We start from the raw sequence: 17634 nt of genomic DNA, 5'->3' as shown, positions 1-17634 counted from the left end.
ACGTCCTCGCCTCGCCCCTCACGTCCGAGGGGGGTGGCGGCGGGGGCGTGCCTGGGCCGCGGCCGGACGTGCTGCTGCTCATGCGTCTCCTCCAGTGCCGGCGGTGGGCTCGTCAGAGACTACCCCGTCACCCTCGCCGACCTCCGCGGGGCTCTCCGCGGTCGCGCCGGAGAGCAGGTGGGCGTCCTGGGCCACCTTCTGCTCGACGTTCCGGGCCACGGCGATGATGCGGTCGCCCTTGTCGGGCCGGGCGAAGGTCACGCCCTGGGTGTTGCGACCGGTGAGGTTGACCTCGGCGACGGCCGAGCGCACCACCTTGCCGCTGGCCATGATGACGAGGACCTCGTCGTCAGGGTCGGTGATGAGCGCGCCGACGAGGTCGCCGCGCTCCTCGACGAGGTTGGCGACCTTGATGCCGAGCCCGCCGCGGCCCTGGAGCCGGTACTGCCCCACCGCGGTGCGCTTGGCGAACCCGCCCTCGGTGACGACGAAGACCTCGGAGTCGTCACGGACGACGTCCATCGCCAGGAGCTCGTCGTCCCCGCGGAACTTCATCCCCGTCACGCCCGAGGTGGCGCGGCCCATGGGCCGCAGCGCCTCGTCGGTGGCGGTGAACCGGATCGACTGGCCCTTGCGGGAGACGAGGACGAGGTCGTCGTCGTGGTCGACCAGGCGCGCGGCGACGACGCGGTCGGGGTTGCCCTCGGCGTCCTCGCGCAGGTTGATGCCGATGACCCCGCCGGTGCGGTTGGTGTTGTACTCCGACAGCCGGGTCTTCTTCACCAGGCCGCGCTGGGTGGCCAGGACGAGGTACTCCGCCTGGTCGTAGTCGCGCAGCGAGATCACCTGGGCGATCGTCTCGCCCGGCTGGAACGCCAGGAGGTTGGCCACGTGCTGGCCCTTGGCGTCGCGGCCGCCCTCGGGCAGCTCGTAGCCCTTGGCCCGGTATACCCGGCCGAGGTTGGTGAAGAAGAGCAGCCAGTGGTGCGTCGTCGTGACGCCGAAGTGGTCGACGATGTCGTCCTCGCGCAGCTGCGCCCCCCGCACACCCTTCCCACCACGGCGCTGGGAACGGTAGTTGTCCACCCGGGTGCGCTTGGCGTAGCCGCCGCGGGTGATCGTGACGACCACGTCCTCCTCGGGGATGAGGTCCTCGATGCTCATCTCGCCGTCGAACGGCAGGATCGTGGTGCGCCGGTCGTCGCCGTAGCGCTCGACGACGGTGGCCAGCTCCTCGCCGACGATCTCGCGCTGGCGCTCGGGGGAGGCGAGGATGATCTTGAAGCTGATGATCTTGGCCTCCTCCTCCGCGTGCTGGTCGAGGATCTTCTGCCGCTCGAGGGCCGCGAGGCGGCGCAGCTGCATGGTGAGGATGGCCTCGGCCTGGACCTCGTCGATCTCGAGCAGCTCGACGAGCCCCGCCCTGGCCTCGTCCACGGTGGGCGAGCGGCGGATGAGGGCGATGACCTCGTCGAGCGCGTCGAGGGCCTTGAGCAGGCCGCGCAGGATGTGGATGCGCTCCTCGGCCTTGCGCAGCAGGAACCGGGTGCGCCGGACGACGACGTCGATCTGGTGGTGGACCCAGTGCCGGACGAAGCCGTCCAGGCTCAGGGTGCGCGGGACGCCGTCGACCAGGGCCAGCATGTTGGCCGGGAAGTTGTCCTGCAGCTGGGTGTGCTTGTAGAGGTTGTTGAGCACGACCTTGGCGACGGCGTCGCGCTTGAGCACGATGACCAGCCGCTGGCCGGCGCGGCCGGAGGACTCGTCGCGGATGTCCGCGACGCCGGTGATGCGGCCGTCCTTGACGCCGTCGACGATCTTCTGGGAGAGCCGGTCCGGGTTGACCTGGTAGGGCAGCTCGGTCACGACGAGGCACTGCCGGCCCTGGAGCTCCTCGACCTCGACGACGGCCCGCTGGGTGATGGACCCGCGGCCGGTGCGGTACATGTCCTCGATGCCGCGCCGGCCCAGGACCAGCGCCCCGGTGGGGAAGTCCGGGCCCTTGATGCGCAGCATGAGCTCGCCGAGGAGCTCCTCCTTCGAGGCCTCCGGGTGCTCGAGGAACCACCGGACGCCGTCGGCCACCTCGCGCAGGTTGTGGGGCGGGATGCGGGTGGCCATGCCGACCGCGATGCCCTCGGAGCCGTTGACGAGCAGGTTCGGGAACCGGGCGGGCAGGACGACGGGCTCCTGGTTGCGGCCGTCGTAGTTGTCCTGGAAGTCGACCGTCTCGGCGTCGATGTCCCGGACCATCTCCAACGCCAGGGGCGCCATCTTGCACTCGGTGTACCGCGGGGCGGCGGCACCCAGGTCGCCGGCGGAGCCGAAGTTGCCCTGGCCCGCCACCAGCGGGTAGCGCATCGACCACGGCTGGACGAGACGGACCAGCGCGTCGTAGATCGAGGTGTCGCCGTGGGGGTGGTACTGCCCCATGACCTCGCCGACGACGCGGGAGCACTTCGAGAACGAGGAGTCGGGCCGGTAGCCGCCGTCGTACATCGCGTACAGCACCCGCCGGTGCACGGGCTTGAGGCCGTCCCGAACGTCCGGCAGGGCCCGTCCCACGATGACGCTCATCGCGTAGTCGAGGTAGGAGCGCTGCATCTCCAGCTGGAGGTCGACCTGCTCGATCCGGTCGCGGATGACGACGCCGTCGTCGGCCGGGGTGGTGTCCTCGGGTGGCTGGGTCACGTCTGTCCTTCTCGTCGGTAGTTCACCGGGGCGACGGCGCGGGCCGGCCGTCCCGGACGGGGGTGCTGGCTCAGATGTCCAGGAAGCGCACGTCGTGGGCGTTGCGCTGGATGAAGCTGCGGCGGGACTCGACGTCCTCGCCCATGAGGATCGAGAACATCTCGTCCGCGGCCGCGGCGTCCTCGATGGTCACCTGGCGCAGCGTGCGCGTGTCCGGGTTCATCGTGGTGTCCCACAGCTCCTGGTCGTTCATCTCGCCCAGACCCTTGTACCGCTGGATGCCGCCGTCCTTGGGCAGCCGGCGTCCCGCCCGGGCGCCCTCGGCCAGGAGGGCGTCCTTCTCCCGGTCGGTGTAGACGTACTGGTGGGCGGCGTTGGTCCACTTCAGCCGGTACAGCGGTGGCTGGGCGAGGTAGACGTGCCCGCCCTCGACGAGGGGCCGCATGTAGCGGAACAGCAGCGTGAGCAGCAGCGTGGAGATGTGCTGGCCGTCGACGTCGGCGTCGGCCATGAGCACGATCTTGTAGTACCGCAGCTTGGTGACGTCGAACTCCTCGCCGATGCCGGTGCCGAAGGCGGTGATGAGCGCCTGGATCTCCTGGTTGCCCAGGGCCCGCTCCAACCGCGCCTTCTCGACGTTGAGGATCTTCCCGCGCAGAGGCAGGATCGCCTGGTGCTCGGGGTCGCGGCCCTGGACGGCGGACCCGCCGGCCGAGTCGCCCTCGACGAGGAAGATCTCCGAGAGGCGGGCGTCGCGGCTCGAGCAGTCCTTGAGCTTGCCGGGCATGGACGCCGACTCCAGCAGGCCCTTGCGGCGGGTGGCCTCACGGGCCTTCCGGGCGGCCATCCGCGCCGCGGCAGCCTGCTGGGACTTGCGGAAGATGTCCTTGGCCTCGTTCGGGTGGGAGCCGAGCCAGTCCCCGAGGTGGGCGTACATCTGGCTCTGGACGAACGTGCGGGCCTCGGTGTTGCCGAGCTTGGTCTTGGTCTGGCCCTCGAACTGCGGCTCACCCAGCTTGACGGAGATGACCGCCGTCAGGCCCTCGCGGATGTCCTCGCCGGTGAGGTTGTCGTCCTTCTCCTTGAGCAGGCCCTTGTCGCGGGCGTACTTGTTCATCAGCGTCGTCAGGGCCGCCCGGAAGCCCTCCTCGTGCGTACCGCCCTCGGTGGTGTTGATCGTGTTGGCGTAGGTGTGCACCGCCTCGGAGTAGCCCGAGGTCCACTGCATGGCGATCTCCACCGAGATCCGGCGCTCGGTGTCCTCGGCCTCGAGGGAGATGATCTCGGGGTGGACCAGCTCGACCTTCTTGGTCGCGTTGAGGTGGTGGACGTAGTCGCGCAGCCCGTTCTCGTAGAGGTAGGAGACCTCGCGGTGCCCGGTGCGGGCGTCGTCGTCGGTGCCGCCGGCGTCGCCGGTGATCTCGTCGCCGGCGTCGGTGACGCCGGACCGCTCGTCGGTGAGGGTGATCCGCAGGCCCTTGTTGAGGAAGGTCATCTGCTGGAACCGCGCGCGGAGGGTCTCGAAGCTGTAGTCGGTGGTCTCGAAGATGTTCTCGCTGGCCCAGAACGTGACCGTGGTGCCGGTCTCGTCGGTGGGTTCGCCCTTGACGAGGTCGCCGGTGGGCACGCCGTCGACGAAGCCCATCCGCCACGTGAAGCCCTGCCGGCGGACCTCGACCTGGAGGCGGCGGGAGAGGGCGTTGACCACGGAGACGCCCACGCCGTGCAAACCGCCGGAGACGGCGTAGCCGCCGCCGCCGAACTTGCCGCCGGCGTGCAGGACGGTGAGGACCACCTCGACGGCGGGGCGGCCCTCGGTGGGGTGCATGTCGACCGGGATGCCGCGGCCGTTGTCGACGACGCGCACACCGCCGTCGGCGAGCAGGGTGACCTGGATGTGGTCGCAGTAGCCCGCGAGGGCCTCGTCGACGGAGTTGTCGACGACCTCGTAGACGAGGTGGTGCAGACCCCGCTCACCGGTGGAGCCGATGTACATGCCCGGGCGCTTGCGCACCGCCTCGAGGCCCTCGAGGACGGTGATGTTCCCCGCGCCGTACTCCTGGCTCGTCGGTACGGCCCCGGCGTTCGCGATGCCCTGGCCTGACGCCTTCACGTCGGTGGTCGTCTCGGCGTCAGCACTGTGGTCAGCCACGGTCGCGGGCTCTCCTCGGGTAGCGGGCAGGGCGGCCCGCCGCAGCCGTCGCCAGCCTGTGGGAAGGGCCGGGTCCGACCCCTCGGGCGCGCGGGCGCGCCGGTCGGACGGGTCATCGAATTCTACCGTGCCTGAGCCGAAAACCGCGAATATCCACAGGTTTTTTCCACAGGTGGGGGTGGGGCGGCAGGTCCCTCGAGGGCCGTCGGCGTGCTCAGCCGTAGGTGTCCCGCGGACCGCGCCCGCGCACCGCCCGGCGCCCGTGCTTCCAGCTCGGCCCGCCGGGGCCGAGGACGACGATCGCGGTCACGGTGCCCTCGCCCACCTCCTCGGCGAGCCGGCGCTCCAGCTGGGGCAGGAGGAGCCGGATCTGGGTGGCCCACGCGGTCGAGCTCGCCCGGACCACCAGCTCGCCACCGTCGAAGGTCTCGACCTGGCAGTGGTCGGCGAGCTGGTCGCCGACCACCTCGCGCCAGCGCCCCACGACCCCGCCCACGCTCATCGACCGGCGCCACCCGTGCTGGGTGACCACCAGCTCGGTCAGGCCCCCGAGCGGCTGCGGGTCGCGCCTGGACGGTCCCGGGCCGGAGATGCCGTCGCCGAGTCCCGGCCCGCGGCGCCACCCCGTGCCGGTGCCCGTCCCGGTGCTGCCGGCCGTCCCACCTGCCCCGGCGCCCCCGCCGTCGGCCCCGGCCGGCGCCGGCTCCTCGGCGCGGCCGTCGCGCCGGCGCCGCGGGGCGCGGTAGAGACCCTTCCCGCGGGCGACGTCGCGAGCCCGGTTGAGGGCGACGCGAGCAGCGGCGTCGGGGTCCTCGCCGAGGCCCGCGTCGTCCCCGGCACCGTCCGTGGCGGCGCCCGCGGGCCGCTCAACCACGCTCGACCCTCCCCTCGGCAACCTCGTACCGCACGCCCGCGAGCACCGCGGGGACGTCCTCGGGCACGGCGGCGGTGATGAGGACCTGACGTGCGCCGGCCACCATGGTGGCCAGGCGCTCACGACGGCGCGAGTCCAGCTCGGCGAAGACGTCGTCGAGGATGAGCACGGGCTCGCCGTCGCCGTCCCAGGGTGCGCCGTCGTCGTCGCGCAGCACCTCGTAGGAGGCCAGGCGCAGCGCGAGGGCGTAGGACCACGACTCGCCGTGGCTGGCGAACCCCTTGGCCGGCAGGGTGCCCAGGGAGAGGATGAGGTCGTCGCGGTGCGGCCCGACCAGGCACACACCCCGCTCGAGCTCTCGCTCGCGCAGCCGGCCCATCGCGTCGAGGAGCCGTTCCGTGACCGCGGCGACGTCGGTGAGCGCCAGCTCCTGCTCCTCCGCGGCGGCGCGGGCGGCCGCTGCGTCGGTGGTCTCCCCGGCCAGCGCGGACGCATCCGGCGCGGGCAGGTCGTCCGCGACGTCGATGCTGGCGCGGTAGTCGATCCGGGCGGTGCCCTGACCGGCGCTCACCTCGTCGTAGGCGGCCGCCACGGGCCCGCGCAACGTGGCCACGAGGGCGGCGCGCGCGGCGACGATCCGCGCCCCGGCGGCGGCGAGCTGGCCGTCCCAGACGTCGAGGGTGCTCAGGTCCGGGCGCGACCCCCGGCGCCGGGCCGCTCCGGCCGACTTGAGCAGGGCGCCGCGCTGGCGCAGGACCTTCTCGTACTCCGCGCGCACCCCGGCCAGGCGCGGGGTCAGGAGCACCATGAGCTCGTCGAGGAACCGTCGGCGCTGGGCCGGGTCGCCCTTGACGAGCTCGAGGTCCTCGGGCGCGAAGAGGACGGTGCGCACCACGCCCAGGACGTCCCGGGTGCGCGCGGGCGAGCGGTTGAGCCGGGCGCGGTTGGCCTTGCCGGCCACGATCTCGAGCTCGACGAGCGTGGGCCGGTCGCCGTGGACCACCTTGGCCCGCACCACCGCCCCCGGGGCGCCCTGGCGCACGAGGGCGGCGTCCGCGGCGACCCGGTGGCTGGAGAACGTCGAGAGGTAGGCGACCGCCTCGACGAGGTTCGTCTTGCCCTGGCCGTTGCGGCCGACGAACGCGCTCACGCCCGGATCGAGCGCGAGGACGACCTCCCGGTAGGACCGGAAGTCGTTGAGGGCCAGGTCGGAGACGTACACCCGTGCCCTCCTCCGCGCCACCGCCGCCGACCCCAGCGGCCGGCGCGTCCCAGTATCACGCGTGCCGGGCCCGGGCCGGGAACGGGACCGCGCCCGTCGCCGTCCGGCCGGTGCTACTCGTCGGCCGCGGAGTCCCCGGCGGCGGGGCGGGTGGCGTGCCCACCGAACTGCTGACGCAGCGCCGCGACGGCGCGCATCGCCGGCGAGTTGGGCTGCCGGGAGGAGAACCTGGCGAACAGCGCCGCGGAGATCACGGGAACCGGCACGGCGTTCTCGATGGCCTCGAGGATGGTCCACCGGCCCTCACCCGAGTCGTCCACCCAGCCGGAGATGTCGTCCAGGCCCGGGTCGTCCTTGACGGCGTTGACCATGAGGTCGAGGAGCCAGGAGCGCACCACGGTGCCGCGCTGCCAGGCGGCGAACACCGCTCCGACGTCGGTGATGAGGTCGTCGCGGGCCTCGAGGAGCTGGTAGCCCTCGGCGTAGGCCTGCATGAGGCCGTACTCGATGCCGTTGTGGACCATCTTGGCGTAGTGCCCGGCGCCGACCGGCCCGGCGTGGACGAAGCCCTCCTCGCGCGGACCGTCCGGGCGCAGCGCGTCGAAGACCGGCATGAGCAGGGCGATGTCCTCCGCCGCCCCGCCGGCCATGAGGCCGTAGCCGTTGTCGCGGCCCCAGATGCCACCCGAGACGCCGACGTCGACGTACCCGACGCCGCGCTCGGCGAAGGCGGCGGCGTTGGTGCGGTCGGCCTCGAAGTGGGAGTTGCCGCCCTCGACGACGACGTCGCCCTCGTCCAGCAGGCCCGCGAGCTCGTGCAGCGCGTCCTCGGTGGGCGCTCCGGCCGGGACCATGACCCACACCACGCGGCGCGGCGCCGGGAGCGCCGCGACCAGCTCGGCGAGCGAGGTCACCTCGGAGGTCGCCGGGTTGACGTCGTAGCCGGTGACCTCGATCCCGGCCGACCGCAGCCGCTCGGCCATGTTGCCGCCCATCCGGCCCAGGCCGACCATCCCGATGTGCATGGCGTCCCCCATCAGCCGGCGAACCGGATCGGCATGAGCAGGTACCGGAAGGCGGGGTCGTCATCGCCCTCGAGCGAACCCTGACCGGTCATCACGGCCGGCTTGCTCGGGTGGGTGAAGGACATCCGCACGAACGGCGTGGTGAGCGCCCCCAGCCCGTCGAGCAGGTAGTGGGGGTTGAAGGCGGTGGTGATGGGCTCGCCCGTGAGGGCGGCCTCGAGGGCCTCCGACGCCTGCGCGTCGTCACCCTGCCCCGCCTCGAGCACGACCTGGCCCTCGGAGAAGCTCAGCCGGATGGGGGTGTTGCGCTCGGCCACGAGGCTGACGCGGCGGGCGGCCTCGATGAGGGCGTGGGTGCTCACCACGGCATGGGTCGTCGTGGAGTCGGGGAAGAGCCGACGCACCGGCGGGTAGTCGCCCTCCACGAGCAGGGACGTGGTGCGCCGGCCGCCGGCCTCGAAGCCGATGAGAGCCGCGGGACCGTCGTCGGCGAGCGCCACGTCGACCGAGCCCGCGCTGGTCATGGACTTCGCGACGTCGGAGAGCGTGCGGGCCCGCACGAGCGCCACCGAGGAGATCGCAGGTGACTTCGGGTGCCACGAGAGCTCGCGCATCGCGAGGCGGTAGCGGTCGGTGGCGAGCAGTGTGAGCTTCTCACCCTCGATCTCCACCCGGACCCCGGTGAGCAGCGGCAAGGTCTCGTCGCGGCTGGCGGCCGTGGTCACCTGGGCGACGGCCTCGGTGAGGACGCCGGCGTCGATGCTGCCGGTGGTGTCGGGCATCGCGGGCAGCGCCGGGTAGTCGTCGACCGGCATCGTCAGGAGCGTGAAGCGCGACGCGCCGCACGTGAGGATCACCTTCGTGCCGTCGAGGTCGACGTCGACCGGCTTGGCGGGCAGCGACTTGCAGATGTCCGCGAGGAGCCGGCCGGAGACCAGGACCACGCCCGCGCTGTCCACCTCCGCGGGCACCTCGGAGCGGGCCGAGACCTCGTAGTCGAAGCTCGACAGGGTCAGCGTGCCGTCGGCGGTGGCCTCGAGGCGGACGCCGGCGAGGACCGGCACCGGGGGGCGCGTCGGCAGTGAGCGCGCCGTCCAGGTCACAGCCTCGGTCAGGACGTCACGTTCGACCCGGAACTTCACGATGGATGACCTTCTCTCGATGACCGAGCCGCAGGGTGCACGCGGCGCAGGGCAACCCTACGCGAGGCGAACAACCGGCGTGTAGTACTCGGTGGGCGGGTCCCCGTCCGTGCCTCGTTGGTTGTCAACAGCCATCCCATCATCTAGGTGTCATCATCGTCGTAGCACCTGTGGAGACTGTGGAAAGGTCATGTCGTCGCAGGTCACGTGCCGGACGGGGCTGTGAGCGACGTGGTGTGCGCGTCTGTGGGTCGAGGCCGCCGGCAGTGGATCGTCGGAGCGTCCCCAGACCGCGTCCACCGGTCGGGGTGTCGTCGTCCACCGGTCGGCGGGGGGTTCTCCACCGCTGTCCACAGAGTTGTGCACATCTGTGAATCTCCTATACAGGTGACGCGGAGTCCGGGCAAGGGCCAAGAGGCTGGGGCGTCAGTTCCCGCGGGCCTTCTGCTTGATCCGGTTCGTGAGCTCCGTGACCTGGTTGAAGGTCGAGCGCTTCTCCGCCATCTGCTCACGGATCTTGCGGTTGGCGTGCATCACCGTGGTGTGGTCCCGCCCGCCGAAGAGCTGGCCGATCTTCGGCAGCGAGAGGTCGGTGAGCTCACGGCACAGGTACATGGCGATCTGGCGGGCGTTGACGAGCACCCGGGAACGGTCGGCCGAGCACAGCGCCTCGATCGAGACCGAGAAGTAGTTCGCCGTCTGGCCCATGATGAGCGCCGGCGTGATGTCCTCGCCCTCCGGGTCCGTGATGAGGTCCTTGAGGACCATCTCGGCGAGGGAGAGGTCGACCGGCTGACGGTTGAGGTTGGCGAAGGCCGTGACCCGGATGAGGGCGCCCTCGAGCTCGCGGATGTTGGTGGAGATCCGCGAGGCGATGTACTCCAGGACCTCGTCGCTCGCCTGGAGGTGCTCGGCGACCGCCTTCTTGCGCAGGATGGCGATGCGGGTCTCGAGGTCCGGCGGCTGGACGTCGGTGAGCAGCCCCCACTCGAACCGGGAGCGGAGCCGGTCCTCGAAGCCGTTGAGCTGCTTGGGCGGGACGTCGGAGGTGATGACCACCTGACGGTTGTCGTTGTGAAGGGTGTTGAACGTGTGGAAGAACTCCTCGACGGTCTGCTCCTTGCCGCCGAGGAACTGGATGTCGTCGATGAGGAGGACGTCGACGTTGCGGTACCGGCGCTGGAAGTTCTCCGCCTTGTCGTCCCGGATGGAGTTGATGAAGTCATTCGTGAACTCCTCGGAGTTCACGTACCGCACCCGGATGCCCGGGTAGAGGTTGCGGGCGTAGTGCCCGATCGCGTGGAGGAGGTGCGTCTTGCCCAGACCCGACCCGCCGTAGATGAACAGCGGGTTGTAGGCCTTGGCAGGAGCCTCGGCGACGGCGGTCGCCGCGGCGTGCGCGAAACGGTTGGACGATCCGGTGACGAAGGTCTCGAAGGTGTACTTGGGGTTGAGCCGGGAGGAGTCGACGGAGTGGTCCTCCGTGGAGCTGCCCCGGTCGGCCACCGAACGCACCGGCGGCGGGAGGGGTCGGTCGTCGAACGGCACCCGGGCAGGTGTGCGCGCCGAGGGCGCCGTCCGGGGGGCCTCCGCGGTGGGCAGGACCGGGCCCGCCGGCTCGAGCGGGGTCTCCTCGAGCGTGGGGTCGACGGTGACGGCGAACCGCACCGTCCCGCCGATGACCTCGGCGAGGGCGTCGGTGATCGGCTCCCGTGCGCGAGTCTCGAGGAAGTCCTTGGCGAAGTCGGAGGGGACCGCGAGCAGGATCGTCCCGTCGATGACGCCCAGCGGGCGGGTCATCCGGACGAACGCCAGCTGGGCGCCCCCGATCTCGCCCCGGGAGCTGAGGAGCTCGACGGCCTGGGTCCAGCTCTCCGTGATCGGTTGTGTCTCAGGCAACGAGGGTCCCCTTGGCGCGGTGGTCGGGCAGACGACGAGTGTGGCACGTCCGCACGTCGTCCACATACTTATCCACAGAGTGTGGGTAGAACCTCCCGGCGCAGGCTCGACGTTTCGCCCGGAGGCCGACCGGTTCAGCACCCCCCGCGGACGGGTGCTGGATCCACAGCTGTGGGCAGGGGTGGGGAGGACGGGTGTGACGCATGTGGCGCCCGGGCCGGATTGACCGTGCCGGACGTGCTCACGTACCGTGGGTTGGTCGTCCTGACCGTCGCTGGCGTGTGCCCTCACGAGGGTACGTCGGAGGTCGGGACGGGCCACCGAGCACTGCCAGGACGTGGCGGGGCCCTTGTTGATCTACACCGACCGTTTTGGAGTACTGCCGTGAGCAAGCGGACTTTCCAGCCGAACAACCGGCGCCGGGCCAAGGTGCACGGCTTCCGTCTGCGCATGCGGACCCGCGCCGGGCGCGCGATCCTCGCGGCACGTCGCCGCAAGGGGCGTTCCGAGCTCTCCGCCTGAGCTCTCGGTGCTGCCGCCCCGGCACCGGATGCGTCGAGCGGAGGACTTCTCCGACGCGGTGCGCAGAGGTGTGCGCGGTGGCACCAGCCTCCTCGTCCTGCACCTGAGCGAGGGTGACACCGACAACGGGCCGACGGGCGCCCGCACCACGGGTGCGGCGCTCGTCGGCTTTGTCGTGCCCAAAGCCGTCGGAGGTGCGGTCGAGCGCAACCGGGTGAAGCGGCGCCTGCGCGCGCTACTGAGGGACCGGTCGGCGGAGCTCCAGCCGGGCAGCCGCCTGGTCGTCCGGGCACTGCCCCCCTCGGCGTCGGCCACGAGCGCCGAGCTCGCCCGGGACCTCGACATCGCGTTCGGCTCGGCGCGGCGCAAGCAGCGCCGTCGGGGTGGGGGGACCCCGTGAGCGCGGCCGACCGCCGTCACGACCACCCGGCCGGTGAGGAGCTGCCCGAGGAGAAGCCGCGGAACCCGTTGACCTGGCTCGTCATCGCGATCGTGCGTGGCTACCAGGCCGTCGTCTCGCCGTGGCTGCCGCCCTCGTGCCGCTACTACCCCTCGTGCTCGGCCTACGCAGTGACGGCGCTGCGGCGCCACGGTGCGCTCAAGGGCAGCGTCCTCGGCGCCTGGCGGGTGCTGCGCTGCAACCCGTGGACCCTCGGCGGGGTGGACCACGTCCCGCCACGGGGCCGGTGGCGCAACGACCGGGCGGCGGGAGACGGTGGCCGCGGGCCGTCGGAGGCAGGAAAACCACGTACCCTCGGACCAGACACACGGGGGGCGCGGTCCGCCGCGCCGAAGGACCACTAGGAGCACAGGCACCATGGGCTTTTTCGACACCATCCTGTCCCCGATCATGTACGCGGTCGCGTGGATCATGGTCCGGGTGCACGACCTGCTCGTGCTCCTGGGGATGGCGGGCGGTTCGGGGTGGGCCTGGATCCTGTCCATCGTCGGTCTGACGATCGTCATCCGGGTCCTGCTCATCCCCCTGTTCTTCAAGCAGATCAAGGCGTCTCGCGGGCTGCAGATCGTCCAGCCCGAGATGCAGGCCCTGCAGAAGAAGTACAAGAACAAGACCGACCCTGCGTCGCGCCAGAAGATGCAGGAAGAGATGATGGCGCTCTACCGGAAGCACGGGACCAACCCGTTCTCCTCGTGCCTGCCGCTGCTGCTGCAGATGCCCATCTTCTTCGCGCTCTTCCGGGTGCTCAACAGTCTCGGGCCCATCTCGCGGGGGGAGATGGACCCCATCGGTCCGCTCTCGCTCGAGCTCGCCGCTCAGGCGGAGAGCTCGATGCTGCTGGGCGCGCCCATCTCGGAGACGTTCCTGTCGTCGGACCTCACCACGGTCAAGATCGTCACGGTGCTGCTCATCATCGCCATGTCCGCGACGACCTTCATCACGCAGAAGCAGCTGACGATGAAGAACATGCCGGCGTCGGCGCTGGACCCGAGCAACCCGATGGCTCGGCAGCAGAAGCTCCTGCTGTACATCCTGCCGCTGGTCTTCGCCTTCTCCGGCGTGAACTTCCCGATCGGTGTCCTCATCTACTGGACCGTGTCGAACCTGTGGTCGATGGGCCAGCAGTACTACACGATCCGGCGCCAGCCGGCACCGGGCTCGGAGGCGTACAAGGCCCTGGAGGAGCGCAAGGCACGCAAGCGCGCGAAGAAGGGCCTCCCGCCGGAGGAGGAGTCCGCGACCACGGTCGAGCCGGAGCCGACGCCGGGCCAGCGCGTCCAGCCCAAGCGCAAGGACCGGGCGAAGAGGACCGGGCCGGCCGGTGCCGCCGCTGCGGTGCCCGGGAGCGGCGGGGCCGAGGAGGCCGCGGCCGAGGAGCAGGAGAGCGAGACGGCTGCGCCGCCCGAGGACGACGGAGAGGTCCGGGGCAAGGACGGACTCACCGCGGCCGAGCGCGCGCAGAAGCGGTACGAGGAGCGCGCCGCCCAGCGCCGCGCCGCGGCCGCCAAGCGCCAGGCCCAGGCCAAGAAGGGGCACAACCCCGGCAGGAAGAAGTAGCGCGCCGCCCGACGGCCCGACTTCCCAGATCCCGGTCCGCGACGACGGACCCGCAACCGAGATGAGGACCAGCGTGAGCGAGGACGAGAAGGTGACCCCGCAGCGGGGCGCAGCGCCCGAGACGATCAAGCGGCTCGAGGACGAGGGTGAGGTCGCCGCGGACTACCTCGAGGAGCTTCTCGACATCGCCGATCTCGACGGCGACATCGACATCGACGTGGACCACGGGCGGGCGGCGGTCGACATCGTCTCCGAGGAGGACGGCGGCCGGTGGCTCAAGCGCCTCGTGGGTGACGACGGCGAGGTGCTCGACGCGCTGCAGGAGCTGACCCGTCTGGCCGTGCAGGCCAAGACCGGCGAGCGGAGCCGCCTCATGCTCGACATCGCCGGGTACCGCAAGGCCCGCAAGGCCGAGCTCACGGCCGTCGGCAACGACGCGGTGGCCCGGGTGCGGGCGTCGGGCGAGAGGGTGTCCCTGCCCGCGATGAACCCGTTCGAGCGGAAGGTCATCCACGACGTCGTTGCCGCCGCCGGCCTGGTCAGCGACTCGGAGGGCGTCGAACCGAACCGGTACGTCGTCATCCGTCCCGCCTGAGCTCCCGAGCATGTCGGAACAGGTCGAGGAGGCCGAGGGAGCGACCGACGAGCTGAGGGCGTTCTTCGGCCTCGCGTGGGCGCCGATCGAGCACTTCGCCCAGATGCTCGTCGCCGAGGGTGAGCTCCGGGGCCTCATCGGCCCGCGCGAGGTGCCGAGACTGTGGTCGCGGCACCTGCTGAACTCCGCCGCCGTCTCGGCGTTCGTCCCGAGCGACGCCGAGGTGGCCGATATCGGCACTGGAGCGGGGTTCCCGGGCGTCGTGCTGGCGATCATGCGGCCGGACACCACGGTGCACCTCGTCGAGCCGATGGAGAGGCGGGTCGCGTGGCTGGACGACGTGGCCGAGGAGGTCGGCCTGGACAACGTGAGGATCCATCACGCCAGGGCGGAAGAGCTTCACGGCCGGCAGACCTTCGACGTGGTGACGGCACGTGCAGTGGCCGCGCTGGAGAAGCTGGCGCGGTGGGCGATGCCGTTGGTCCGTCCAGGCGGTGAGCTCCTCGCTCTCAAGGGCAGACGCGCCGAGGAGGAGCTGCACGAGGCGCGGTACGTCCTGCGCAAGCTGGGCGCGAGCTCGACACGGGTGGAGACGGTGACCGGCCTGCCGCTCGAGGCGACGGCGAGGATCGTTCAGGTCACCAGGAGTAGTTGAGAATCATTCGCATTTAGCCCGGACCCTGAGCGGTAACCTCAGGCCAGCATCGGACAGCCAATGGCGGCTCGACCGGCCTACCCGTCACGGTTTCATGTGAAATGCGCGTCAGGGCAGGTGGGTCGTGTTCGGTCAGGTCCCCGTCGCAGGCCGGTTCTGCGGGAGGGTCAGTCAGGTGCGGCTCGCTGCGGCACGAAGATGAGCACGCCGGTCGACGCGCGGAGCTGGTAGCAGCCGATCTGGAGGATGCAGTTCCCCGATCGATCCGACCATAGCTGGTCGGTTCGCCTGCGGCGGTCCCCGGCGTTCGTCCGCAGGTGCACCGCGGCCGCGACGCTGTTCCTGCGAGCGGGCGCACCGCCACCCGATCGTTACACCGCGCCGAGCCGGCAGACCAGAGGCGTCGACATGTCCACGCAGTCGGAGGCCTGGGTCCTTGTGGACGACGTCCTGCAACTACTCCGAGGTGCCGACGATGCGGCCGGGGTCCGTGCTGAGCGGTCGCGTCGTGGTGTCGCCGTCATGATCGCGGTACGCGCCGCGTGGCCTCGCCGTGGGGCACCCCGCCCGGGAGCCAGAGATCGGGGGGTGGTTTGACGTGAAGCCCGGCGGACCTCGTTTCAGCCCCGCCGGCGGCGGGTTCTCGATGGCTTTCGTCGATGCTGTCCCCGCGGCTGGTAGATGCACCAGGAGGGCGGCCCCGCGCCTGGTGACCGACAACGCTCTCGCGTGGTAGGCGGGCGGCTGATCGGTCGGAGGTACACATCCAGATGGTCGCGAAACTCACCTCGCTCGAGCAGCCCGCGCCGAGGGTCGTGGTATTTCCCGCGCCGTGGCATGCGTACAGAAACTGTGGGTTTCACGTGAAACTGTCGGCCGTGGCCGGTTCCTTCACCGTCGGCTTCGGGGCGACGTGCGCGGGCGGCGGGGAAGCCCCGGAAGTCGATGCTGTCACGATGATCAACTATGCGATTCTCCCGTGCACAGGCACGGGGTTTCACGTGGAACGACGGTGCTATGAGCGCGCGGGAGCCGGGAATCTCCGGCGGGCGCATGGCACGCGAAAGGTGTGGGTCGTTGGGTTTGGTGTGCTGCGCGGTATGAGTCGTCAGCCCGTCCGACACAACGAGTGGGCTCTTGCGTGTGAACTCGTGCGAACTCGTGCCAGCGAAGCAGCGCCTCACCCCCCGCCGACCCCTCGCCGGCCACGCGCGGGTGAGTCACGTCGCTTCGTCGTTCACGATACCTTCCAGGCAAACTTCATCCTCGCCGGCGCGTCTATGGTTGCCCAGTTGGGTGAGCGTGCCCAGGTCGCCCTTCTGGTCGGGCGCCGTAGCATGGCGCGGGGACTGCGAGATCACACATGTGCCTCGATGGGGGAAGTCGAGGGGTCGGAGAACTCCGGCGTTTCACGTGAAACTGGAGCTGGACCGTGCCGGTGGACGATCGCCGACATATCCCTGTTCGGCGCACCGGCGATGCGGAACGTGGGGCTCGTGGCCTTCGCAGCACCCCCGTGACACAGAGACGACGGCGGGGGGCAACGTCGTGGCGAGTCTCCAAATCTGGCGAGCTCCGGACCGAGTGTGCGCGGCGCGGTCGGTACGGATTCTTTAGGAACGCCCGCTCTCGCCGGATGTGCACGGTGGTGGGGCTTTCAGGTATGCGCTCGTTTCACGTGAAACGGTGTCTTCAAGGCCTCTCGCTCCACCGTCCGACTGCGGCGAGGACCTCCGGTGTGACTGTGACGGTCGTTGGCAGGCCGATTTCACACATTGCGGCTTAGCGTGGTCCGTTCCCTGCCGTTCCCTGCCGTTCCCTGCCGTTCCCTGCCGTTCCCTTCCGTTCCCTCCCGGTCCCTGCTGGTACCTTCCGGCCCCTCTCCAGCTCGCCTATTTCCAAAGGAGGGTGTGCTTGGCGCTCCGAAGTGGAATTCGATGGGCCTCGCGATGTGAGTTCTGCCCTGCTTGTAGACGATCATTCGGCGTGCGCCGAGCAACTCCGATTGGCACGCCCGGCTTCTGGGCCATGGACCCCGGCAACTCCCGGCTCCCTTCGTCTTGGTTTTACCTGGAACCACACAGGACCAGCGGACCGACATCCTTAGATCCGGAGGTTGTGCCAGCAAGCCGCCGTTGTTTCACGTGAAACTGCCAGCAGTGCTGCCGGGTAGGCAGAAGCTCGAATGGTACGAACCGGCGGTCTTTCGTTCTGTATTACGTCGAACCTCACAGGATCTGAGGACCGGCAGATATGGGTCTGGACGATGTGCGAGTGTCCTGCCGTCGTTTCACGTGAGACTGCGAGCACTGCCGAACGGTAGGTAGAAGCCCGAATGATTGTGCGCCGGTGGGCGTTCGTCCTGTTCACGTGAAAGCGGGCAGAAGATCCTGACGCAGACACTCCTGGCGGCAGGCTGTCCTGAGGACGCTGGCACAGGCGGGCCCGCTCTGGAGCCTGGCTCCATCCCCACGCCTGACCGATTCGGCAAGAATGATGCAGCAATCGGCGCACTCGACGGCGGGGTCATCCCGCCCACGCCCTCCCCGACGGGCCATCTGGAAACCCTCGGCGGTGGGCGAGAGCGGGGTGTCGGAAGAGTGCAGGCAAGCGTTTCACGTGGAACATCTGGTACTCGGCGGACGACGAGCGGCGGGCAACGGCGGCTGGGCGGCCATGGTGAACAGATTCAACGAGATGAGGCAGCGCCTCGTCCGGCACCCGGCCGCACGCCTCCTCTGCGCGCCGGTCATTGACGGCGGACGCGGCGGGGACCTGACCGGCACCGCGTTTCACGTGAAACACGACGCGCCGACCGGGTCCGAGGAGATGCGTCCGGC

Annotated in this window: 13 protein-coding genes; 6 read left to right on the top strand and 7 right to left on the bottom strand. The window is 70.4% G+C overall.

The window, feature by feature from the left end:
- Nucleotides 1–78 precede the first annotated feature (78 nt).
- The 7 genes from gyrA to dnaA all read right to left on the bottom strand — a co-directional run bounded on the left by gyrA (nt 79) and on the right by dnaA (nt 11005).
- Entirely contained in the window at nt 79–2691 is a 2613-nt protein-coding gene (gene gyrA, locus EDD32_RS06090) for a DNA gyrase subunit A (protein WP_123915854.1), read from the bottom strand.
- A gap of 70 nt (nt 2692–2761) precedes the next feature.
- Complete coding sequence (gyrB, locus tag EDD32_RS06085; RefSeq protein ID WP_246006253.1) at nt 2762–4783, bottom strand: DNA topoisomerase (ATP-hydrolyzing) subunit B; 2022 nt, start codon at nt 4781–4783, stop codon at nt 2762–2764.
- 274 nt (nt 4784–5057) lie between these two features.
- Nucleotides 5058–5717, bottom strand: a complete 660-nt coding sequence (locus EDD32_RS19410) for a DciA family protein (RefSeq protein WP_246006004.1) — start codon at nt 5715–5717, stop codon at nt 5058–5060.
- Nucleotides 5710–6939: a DNA replication/repair protein RecF gene (recF, locus tag EDD32_RS06075; protein ID WP_123915851.1), complete on the bottom strand. Its 1230-nt coding sequence runs from the start codon at nt 6937–6939 to the stop codon at nt 5710–5712. The genes EDD32_RS19410 and recF overlap by 8 nt, the downstream gene beginning before the upstream one ends.
- Nucleotides 6940–7052: 113 nt before the next feature.
- On the bottom strand, nt 7053–7976 hold the full coding sequence (gene gnd, locus EDD32_RS06070; protein WP_454777555.1) for a phosphogluconate dehydrogenase (NAD(+)-dependent, decarboxylating): 924 nt from the start codon (nt 7974–7976) through the stop codon (nt 7053–7055).
- Entirely contained in the window at nt 7976–9106 is a 1131-nt protein-coding gene (gene dnaN, locus EDD32_RS06065; RefSeq protein ID WP_123915846.1) for a DNA polymerase III subunit beta, read from the bottom strand. The genes gnd and dnaN overlap by 1 nt, the downstream gene beginning before the upstream one ends.
- A 426-nt stretch (nt 9107–9532) precedes the next feature.
- Complete coding sequence (dnaA, locus tag EDD32_RS06060; RefSeq protein WP_246006003.1) at nt 9533–11005, bottom strand: chromosomal replication initiator protein DnaA; 1473 nt, start codon at nt 11003–11005, stop codon at nt 9533–9535.
- 384 nt (nt 11006–11389) lie between these two features.
- Between dnaA and rpmH the strand changes: the two genes are divergently transcribed.
- The 6 genes from rpmH (at nt 11390) to rsmG (ending at nt 14794) form a co-directional block, all read left to right on the top strand.
- Nucleotides 11390–11527 (top strand): 50S ribosomal protein L34, encoded by a 138-nt coding sequence (rpmH, locus tag EDD32_RS06055; RefSeq protein ID WP_096382907.1) that lies wholly within the window; start codon nt 11390–11392, stop codon nt 11525–11527.
- Nucleotides 11528–11534: 7 nt separating this feature from the next.
- A complete protein-coding gene (gene rnpA / locus EDD32_RS06050) occupies nt 11535–11927 on the top strand; it encodes a ribonuclease P protein component (protein WP_123915839.1) in 393 nt (130 codons plus the stop codon).
- 68 nt (nt 11928–11995) lie between these two features.
- Nucleotides 11996–12331 carry a membrane protein insertion efficiency factor YidD gene (gene yidD / locus EDD32_RS06045; protein ID WP_123920237.1) on the top strand — a complete coding sequence of 112 codons (336 nt, stop codon included), beginning with the start codon at nt 11996–11998 and terminating at the stop codon, nt 12329–12331.
- A gap of 13 nt (nt 12332–12344) precedes the next feature.
- The gene (gene yidC / locus EDD32_RS06040) at nt 12345–13544 is read left to right on the top strand and encodes a membrane protein insertase YidC (protein WP_123915836.1); all 1200 of its coding nucleotides are present in this window, start codon (nt 12345–12347) and stop codon (nt 13542–13544) included.
- A gap of 61 nt (nt 13545–13605) precedes the next feature.
- Complete coding sequence (locus tag EDD32_RS06035; protein WP_123915832.1) at nt 13606–14139, top strand: Jag family protein; 534 nt, start codon at nt 13606–13608, stop codon at nt 14137–14139.
- A 10-nt stretch (nt 14140–14149) separates the two neighbouring features.
- Nucleotides 14150–14794 (top strand): 16S rRNA (guanine(527)-N(7))-methyltransferase RsmG, encoded by a 645-nt coding sequence (gene rsmG, locus EDD32_RS06030; RefSeq protein WP_123915829.1) that lies wholly within the window; start codon nt 14150–14152, stop codon nt 14792–14794.
- The last annotated feature ends 2840 nt before the right edge of the window (nt 14795–17634 follow it).

Source organism: Georgenia muralis (assembly GCF_003814705.1).
Taxonomy (GTDB): Bacteria; Actinomycetota; Actinomycetes; order Actinomycetales; family Actinomycetaceae; genus Georgenia; species Georgenia muralis.
The sequence above is the reverse complement of the archived record's forward strand: the minus strand, read 5'-3'. Positions and strand labels throughout refer to the sequence as shown.